Origin of the sequence: Bradyrhizobium altum (genome assembly GCF_020889705.1) — a bacterium.
Taxonomy (GTDB): domain Bacteria; phylum Pseudomonadota; class Alphaproteobacteria; order Rhizobiales; family Xanthobacteraceae; genus Bradyrhizobium; species Bradyrhizobium altum.
In genome coordinates this window covers 1-8,143 of the sequence record NZ_JACMYP010000335.1, presented here as the reverse complement: position 1 = coordinate 8,143, position 8,143 = coordinate 1, and the positions used below count along the sequence as shown (strand labels likewise).

6 protein-coding genes are annotated in these 8,143 nt (G+C 56.8%); all 6 read right to left on the bottom strand.

The window, feature by feature from the left end; all coding sequences use genetic code 11:
* On the bottom strand, window positions 1–1,085 hold a 1,085-nt coding region (locus tag H8B02_RS42365), incomplete at its 3' end, for a hypothetical protein (RefSeq protein ID WP_229171643.1).
* Between the two features lie 252 nt (window positions 1,086–1,337).
* Entirely contained in the window at window positions 1,338–4,253 is a 2,916-nt protein-coding gene (locus tag H8B02_RS48730; RefSeq protein ID WP_229171641.1) for an HD domain-containing protein, read from the bottom strand.
* A complete protein-coding gene (locus H8B02_RS42355; protein ID WP_229171639.1) occupies window positions 4,250–4,639 on the bottom strand; it encodes a hypothetical protein in 390 nt (129 codons plus the stop codon). Before H8B02_RS42355 ends, H8B02_RS48730 begins: the two co-directional genes overlap by 4 nt.
* Window positions 4,640–5,789: 1,150 nt before the next feature.
* Complete coding sequence (locus H8B02_RS42350) at window positions 5,790–6,071, bottom strand: BrnA antitoxin family protein (RefSeq protein WP_229171637.1); 282 nt, start codon at window positions 6,069–6,071, stop codon at window positions 5,790–5,792.
* Window positions 6,052–6,312: a BrnT family toxin gene (locus H8B02_RS42345; protein WP_229171635.1), complete on the bottom strand. Its 261-nt coding sequence runs from the start codon at window positions 6,310–6,312 to the stop codon at window positions 6,052–6,054. The genes H8B02_RS42350 and H8B02_RS42345 overlap by 20 nt, the downstream gene beginning before the upstream one ends.
* A 586-nt stretch (window positions 6,313–6,898) precedes the next feature.
* A complete protein-coding gene (locus H8B02_RS42340) occupies window positions 6,899–7,846 on the bottom strand; it encodes a S1/P1 nuclease (RefSeq protein WP_229171634.1) in 948 nt (315 codons plus the stop codon).
* Window positions 7,847–8,143: the final 297 nt, after the last annotated feature.

Here is an 8,143-nt window from a genome sequence, read left to right as displayed (position 1 = left end):
ACCTGGTTCTCTGCGATCGTATTCTCGCCTGTCGTCCGCTCGCGTTGCTTCCTCTCCAGTTCGGCCCCTCCGGTTGTCGCAAACTGATTCTTGAGGCCCTGCAGCTCTGAGAATTCGCGTCGAGCCTTCTCCGCCAGCGGCGCGGCTAGGTCGTTCGGCACCTCCAGGTTATTGGGCGCCGCCAGCCCGCTGGGTAATGCAACACCGAGACTGGTGATCGCTGCTTCCTTGCCTTTTATCTGTGCCTGAAGCTGCGCGAGCCGACGGCCGTCCGCCGTATCGAGATAGGCATCCGCCTGCGCGATCGCCTGTCGGGCGTTCTCATTTTCCCTTCTGTACTGTTCGACGTTCCTCACCTGGTCGGGTGTTTTCACCTTTGAGACTGTCGTAGTGCCGCTACCTCCGGACGATTTCTTGGCCAGCACGACGTCGACACTGTCGTCTTCCTCCCGCGACACGCCGACAGACGGGTTAATCGTTATCGGCCGCGGCGCGATCGTGAACGTTGGATTGACGCCGGCCGTCGCAAGCACGACAAATTGGAACGTATGGCCGACACTGGTGAGGCGGTCCGGATGGCGTGCAATGAAGCCATCCGAGATGCTCGTATCGAGCGCCTCGTTCAGCCATTGACCAAAGCCGATGTTGCCGCGCAGAAAAGGATGAGTTCCTGTTGCATAAGTCTCGGCGCAAGGGGCAGCACGAAGATCGATATCCGAGACGTTCAGGCTGAATTTGAGGACCGCGGTGCGGTTTGCCGTGCCCTTGACATCAGCACCGGCCGAGATGAGGACGGAAGAGGCACCCCTATCGAAGGGAAGCGGAATTTTGTTGGCATCCGCTGCGAGTGTGCCGGTCTCGTTGCCTTTGAGTGTAATTGTGTAAGCAGCTTGCCAGTCGATCAGGAAACGGCGATCGGTCCTATGAAGAAGCTGTTCTCGGATGGCGTCGGCGAGTTCGCAGTGTATTGCGCCGATCAATCGGTCCCGAGGAAGTACCTGCTGGCTGGTCAAGTCAGGCAGTTGAGTTCCGCAGCCCGCAAGTGAAAATGCTAACAAGAACGAAAAGGCTTTATCGCAATGCATGTATCAGCCCCCAAATATTTCAATAAGCTAAACGTTGAGTTGCATCAGGTAAAGAACTTGCTTGGTTCTCTTGATGACGTCGCGGGCGTTATCCAACGAGTTCGCGGTTTCTCCAGCCAACGGAGTGGAGATGGGAGGCGGAGCGATCAGGTATCGGGTCCGCGAGAGGTGTTGGCCGGCGTGCCGCCACTCGCCGCCGTTCTTGGTTTCGAAGGGCACAGCGATAGCGCTCGTCGGATCATGCAAAGTTTATCAGGAGACGGCGGTTGTGGCCTTTAATGGTATTTTTTCAATGCGGCGCCAGATCTCATCCGCGATCTCGCGAAGGGTTGGATCTGTGATCCGCTCCTTGTTGCCGGTGACGAACTGCCGTCGATTGTCGAGCGAGGGAAAATGACTAGCATAGACTAGCGCCTGGAAAACCGCGTCCAGCTTGTCAAAATCGCGAGCCAGGCTGGCGCACCGATCGGCCCCTGTCTCGAACCTTTGAAAGTGACTGAACGAGGCGGCCAGGCCAGGTAAATGCTGATAGGTGGCTGGCGCGGCGATGCGATGCATCGTCGGTATCTCCTTTGACTTCGTCTCGCCGTCGGTAGGGCGGTAGTCGCCGATATAGGCTTCTGCGATATCGTGGTACAGAAGGATCCGGATGATCTGGGTTGTTTCTTTCGGTTCGAGTTTTGGCGTCAGTCGTTCGCTCAAAAGATCGACAAGAAGCATCGCACCATAGACGTGCGAAGCGACACTTTCCACGACCTGCTTTTCGCTCGTCATCTGGCGATCAACCCACCCGATCCGCGGTATTGCTTTCGTGGCAAATAGTTCAACCACCGCATCAAGGCTTGAGTAGAGGTCGCGCGAAAGTGCGTGTTCAACCATGATTACAAAGGCTGAAAGCTCCGGGCCCAACGTCACGTTGCTGGCCATGAGCCTCTTTATGAGATCTGCCTCCTGTTCCCGCTGTTCTGTTGATAGTTTCGCGAGTTCATGACGATACCGGACCAGCGAAAAATACGTGAGAATGCAGATTCGATCGTATTCGCCTGTCGTTCCGCTGCTTATTGCGGCCTCTATCCGTCGTCCAAGCAATTGGCGAGTACGACGCAAATTACCTCCTCTATCTTCATGGTCGAGTGCCACTGTAACGCCTGTGGCATTGTGATCACGGTAGTATTCGAGATGAAAGCTTCGGTTCAAGCGATCTTCATATGGGTCGCTGATGACGGCGGCAATGTACGAGTCGGTTGCTTTCTTGTCGCCATTTAGCGAGCGGCTGATATAGAGCGAGCGCCTTGCGAGCCGCCAGAATTTGGTCTGCTCGCTCGGCGATATTGTGCCTGGATCCAGCAACACTTGCGCGGCTGTCTCGAAAGCTTTTTCGGCCCGGAGCCTGCCCCGTTCCGAGCGCGCGCGTCCGAAAAGATACAAAGCATACGAAAGTGAAGCCGGCTCGAGGGTGTCCGAGATCTTGTGCGCCGCGGATAGCACTGCGTCCTCGACGCGTTGGTCCGCCATGAGATCCTTGACCGCGCTGTTGACGTCATTGCCAAACACCAATGACAGAAAAAGCTCCTCGTTAATACCCGTAGACTTGAAGATGGCGCTGCTACTCTTTGGATTGGCGAATTCGCCAAGGATATAGACGACGGCCTTGGCGATCAGCGCGGTCTGGACAATGCGCGGAAAAAGCGCGAAGTCGCTCTCGTATCGGCCGTGCGCGGTCGCAAGCTCTGCAGATCCGGCACTTTTCACCAGGATCCGGCAGTAAGACCGCAGAGCTGCTACGCAAAGCAGGTTGAACTGCCGGCTCGTAAAGCGGCCGTATAGGTCGCCATAGAGGTTTTGCATCGATTGGATCACAAAGGCCGAGCTGTTCTTGCCTTCGAAAGCCATCTTACCGGCATTGTGTAGATATATGGATACCACGAAATGATTGAGATAAAGAAACCCGAGCGTTCGAAGCGCAGCAAGGATCGGCTCTGGTGGCTCGCTCGTGCTCGTTCCGCTCGTTCGGACGATGCCGCTAATAACCGCTGTTGCTAAAGCATCATCGTTTATTGAGATCGCTTTCAGGTCGACCGTACGATCGTGCGTTCTGTTGTGAAGGTAAGGCGTCGGAGGGTAATCATTTGAGTCCGCTTGGAGTTCATAGTGATCAAGGCCGAACCCAAGCACCAGCGTTGGCTCGTTGCGCGCGAGCAGCCGAGAAAGCGCCTCGATGATCGGGCGCTCGCTGTCCGTTCCGATCAACCCATCCAGAAAAACAATAACGCTGCCCTTTGTGTCGACCAGGCCGGCAGCATCCCGATCGACACGTCTTCGAAGTACCGAAACGGTATCGGCCGATCCGGCTTCCTTAATTATTTTGCGGGCGTCGAGGAACACTGTTTTGGGTGCTTCGTGCGCATCGTTAACTGAAAGCTGGAGCGCTCGCAGGAGGGCCGTCTTTCCGCCGCCGCCGCGCCCCTGGACCAGGAACGACCCGGCTCTGGGCTTTTCCAATATTTCGCTCAAGAGCTTCGAAAACCGAATTGGAAGAACGGTCTCACCATGATCTCTCTTCGAAACCGTAACGCGCATATTCGAAAACCGATCGTCGAAATCGGAAGTGGTGGGCGCGCCTAGTATTCGTTGTCCTGGATACTCTGGACTGTAATCTTCTGGGACGCCACTAACTCCGCTCAGCTTTCGCTCGTCTCCAAAGAGACTAGGCCCAGCGATGAGCAATTTGACCGTATCCAGTGCATTCGACATCGCCCAGCGGCGGATGAGTCCGTCGCCGATCGCATCGTATTGCGGCTTCTTCGTTGTGGCCGGGTCACTGATGGCTCTGACCGCATAAAATGGCGGCGCTGGTGTCAATGTAATTAGGCCATCCGCAATAAGCCCGCTTTCCATATCGGCGGCAACGTAGTTGCGATCCGCGTTCTTCAATACGTACTCTTTGAAGCGCGCTGATTTGATCAGCAGATTGCTGACTGCAAAAGGGCCGCTCACCACGGTCGGCGTCTTGGCGAGGTTCTTGGCGCCATCCCATTCTTTCAGCTGCCGTCGCTCATTTGGGGCCAGGGTGTAACCTGTTCTTTTGGCGAAATTGGCAATGCTGGGCAGCTTGTTCTTCTTCTTGAATGGGACAGAGTTTACGACGTATCCGGCACTGATGCTCACGGGAGCCGGTTTGCCGCCGGGAAGTATTTCATACCCGTTCTTTTCGTCATCCTGCGCAGCTGCTCGGTAATCAATGACATTGATGTGAGTGGGGACGACGACATCACCGACCCGAGCGGAATGCCGACGTTCAACACCAGCTTGGGTGAAAATTTCTCCGAAAAGCGAAGCGCCGCGTCCCGGATGCGCAGGCCGATTTCGCCCACGCTCACCAACGCGCCACGCCGCGAGGTGCCGTTCGCGTCTTCGTACTCAAAGGAGTGATACGGAAAAACTCCCAGTCGAGGCTCCTCCTTGAGCGTATAAAACGGCAAATCGTGAAACGTCTCCGCTTCCTGGGTTAGGGCGATTAGAATCAGTACGTCGATGGCTTCTGGTGAGGTCATGAAAACGTCTCGATGGGAAATTGGGCGGCGGCTCGCCGGATTGAAGGCGCGCCTCGGCTATGAGCATTCAAAACAGTTCGGCAATGACTATTTGCCAGCTCAAGAGCTTACGTGTGTTGATTGATTCATTCAACTGAAAGGAACCCGTCGCCTTTCGAAAGGTTGACGCAGCTCGTGTTTGGGAAGACTTCCGCAACTGCAGATCATCCAATCTCACCAGGGGACAGGAGCGGCCATCGCATACGAAGTGGCGCTCAGCCCTGCCAAACCATGAAGACCGACCCTAGGGGATGTCGATATTGGCCGGAATCCGGGCGTCGCGAATGCATGCGGTGCCATAGCTCACCGGCCGCCATTGCCCAGCGGCGGCCGCAATGTTCGCCGGATTGCGGCGGGTTTCTGCGCGAGATTGCAGAAAAAATGCAACCTCCTCCAGATAGGCGAAAACAATGCGCTGCGGGTAGCTACCTTGTTTTGAGTGTCCCGCATGTGATCGAACGCATTTAAATGCGGAACTATATTCTGTATTCGCCGGAAGACCGACGGGACCTATTGGACTGCAGCAGAATATTGACGCGAACGGCGATGCACAGTCGGATGACCCAAAATCCGGTGACCGTGGACTCTGAGATTCAGGAGCGTCAATGGATTTCGGGCCGCCTTCGAATCACTTGCGGCGACGCAGCTGACGGCGCCGCGCTTCGTTCAGACGCAGGGCTGCTTCGAGTGCCGTCGCAGTCGGCAGTACCCTGAAGTGACGTAACCGTGGTTTCCGACGTCCGGATCGACCCTCACCGGCCACAGCAGGATCGGCGCAATCCTTGGCCTCGCGTTCGGCCGATGAGCGCGCATGATCAGGAACGAAAATGCCTGAATAGGCCATCGATGCAGGATCGCGCCTGGGCGATCCGATCCTGCAGATGGCAACTCGCCATCCTGACCGGTTCCGTTGAGAACACTACGATGTTTTCAGCCACCACTCCGGAATTTCTTTCGAACACTTCCGGCGCACGGGTAATAAGGTCGGGGTGCGGACATTCTTCGCGGCCCGAGACGACGCCTCATGTATCTACGAGTGAGATGACGCCTCGGAAGACGAAAGTGCCGTCGGCCGGGCCTTCTGTGTTTCAGTCCAGGAAAACCGACGAAGTTATCCGGTCTTTCGCTTGACGATCTTCACAAGCGCTTCGTCAATTCTGCTTTGCCAATTTGGGCCGCCGGCCTTGAAATGATCCAGGACAACGGGGCTGAGCCGCAGCGAAACCTGCTTCTTGGTCGGCGCCTTATTGGGGCCGCGCCCCTTGCGCATTGTTGGGAAGACCTCATCGAAGGCTTTTGCCTTTGCGAAGTCGTTCTTAGTCCATTCCGGGTTATCACTTACGGCACGCATATCGCTCGCCTTATAGCGCTTCTTAGCGACGGTTCGCTTCATAGAGCTCCCTTTCTGCTTTACTGGCAGGGCGCATGCTGATGATGCTGACAGCTTCCTTGCCGTAAACCGCAAAGATCACGGAAACGACGCCGCGAATGTTCACGCCGATTGCGCGATAACGGTCGCGCTTTGCTTGCAGGACGACGGCAGTATCGAAGAACCTCTCGTTGAGATCAGCGAAATCCATCCCGTGCTTGTCGAGATTCGCGAGTCGCTTCGGTTCGTCCCAGATGATCTTCACGGATTATTTTGTAGCTACAAAATAATCCGGCGTCAAGACCAGGAATTGGTCGTATTGGCTGTGATCACGCCTCAGCCAACCTCCCGCGGATTGTTGTTCTTTCGGTGGTCATTTCAGTTCTGCTGTCGCCAGATCAGATTCATGAGCTCTACCGGATAGCCGCTGACGACGTTGAGTGGGTCTCCGCTGAGGAGTTTGCCCTCCTTGGGGTGATTGCGCTAACGATTGGGCGGCGCTTTTCAGCTTTCCGCGGCAGCCCTGCCTCATATTCCGCCTGCTACGGGCCGCCTGGCCTTCGATATATAAAAGCTGCACCCGTTATGCTCGGAGCGCTGCCGATAATGCGGCGAAGGACGAAACTCGGCCTTGACGCTGAACTCGTTGACCGGCGGCAGCGAAGTGACCGCGGTGATGCGCTTGGGACCGAAGAAAACGGCGTGCCGGAGGTCGGCGTCAGCTGTGCCAAAGGCGAGGCGGCGAAGGCGGGCCCACAAAGGAGGGCTGTAACGAACAAGGCGATGGATGCGAAAAGTCTCGACATGGTCTGGTCCTCCAAATTGTCGCCCGCCGGGATTTGGCAAAAAATCTACTTGAGCGCCGTCTCGATCAGATTGGCCAATCGGACGGCGGCAAGCGCCGCCCTCGCGCGGGCCAGGTTTTTGGCGCTCGTCTCATAATCGCGCGTCAGAAGGACCGGATTCTTTCCAGTGCTTATCGGCGGAACGTACGCGTATTGTTTGGCGTGGTCCGCGCTTTCCTGAGCCCAGACGGCGGGATCGTCAATCTGCGCCTCGACCTGGTTGACGCCGACGCTCGACAGCCCGTCCTTGCCGTCGGCGTCGAAGATGGCGCCATAGGGCGAGGAGTAACCGCCGAAGATCGCGTCCCAGTAGGCGTGCAGAGCCATGCTGGATCCGCTCGCCGGTATCACCGATTCCGCATTGCCGCCGGCATCCCCGTCGGGGATCTCATGCGTGTAGCGGGTGGCAGCGTGCAGCGGCTGGTGGGCGTCGCCGACGAGATGAAGGATCCAGACGAGGTCATACGAGCGCACATCGTCGGATGCGCCGGAGGACGCCGGCAGCGCGGCGATCATCAGCTTGAGCTGCGTGACGAAATCGACTGGGGCCGCGGCGGGCAGTGGCGTACCGTCGGGTGTGAACTCGCTGTCCTTGAAATGCCAGTAGGCATGTTGGTTGTGATCTGAATAACCGATGTTCTGGCCGGCCGTCGGGCTGGTGACCGCGTCGCGCGTATAGCCGTACTCCTTGGTCTTGATGTCGTCGGCCCAAGTCGCGGCATGAACGAAAGCATACATCTTCGCCGTCTTGTCATCGGCGGCACCGGAGGTCCACTTCACGTAATCCTTGTTGAGCTTCAGCAAGGCATCGGCCTTGTCGCGGACAGGATCGGAGAGGCGCTTGTACGCCAAGTAAGCGATCTGCATGTGCCCTTCGTCCCACCATGCGCGGGCCGGGGATGCCGCGATGCCGAGAGCCAATGACAGAAAGCCAATCAAAACCATGCGGCGCATATGTGGGTCTCGCTTTGTTATCACCTGAGGTTGCATCAACTCCGTTCAGTTTACCAGAGCTCTATGACGTGATGATGGATGCAGGTCATGGAGAAACGCGCTCCGCGACATCCGCGCCTGCGGGGACGCACAGGCAACGTCCGTCGTCCGATGGGCGGCACCGATCGGTCGTTCAGGTAACGCTTGCAACGTCAGTCAACTACCTAGTTCAGCAGTTGATGGAGGGGACGGACCAATGGCAATCCTCGTCAAGGAACTAAATTCGAAACTCGGCCAAGAATGGAGAAAAGTACGCAT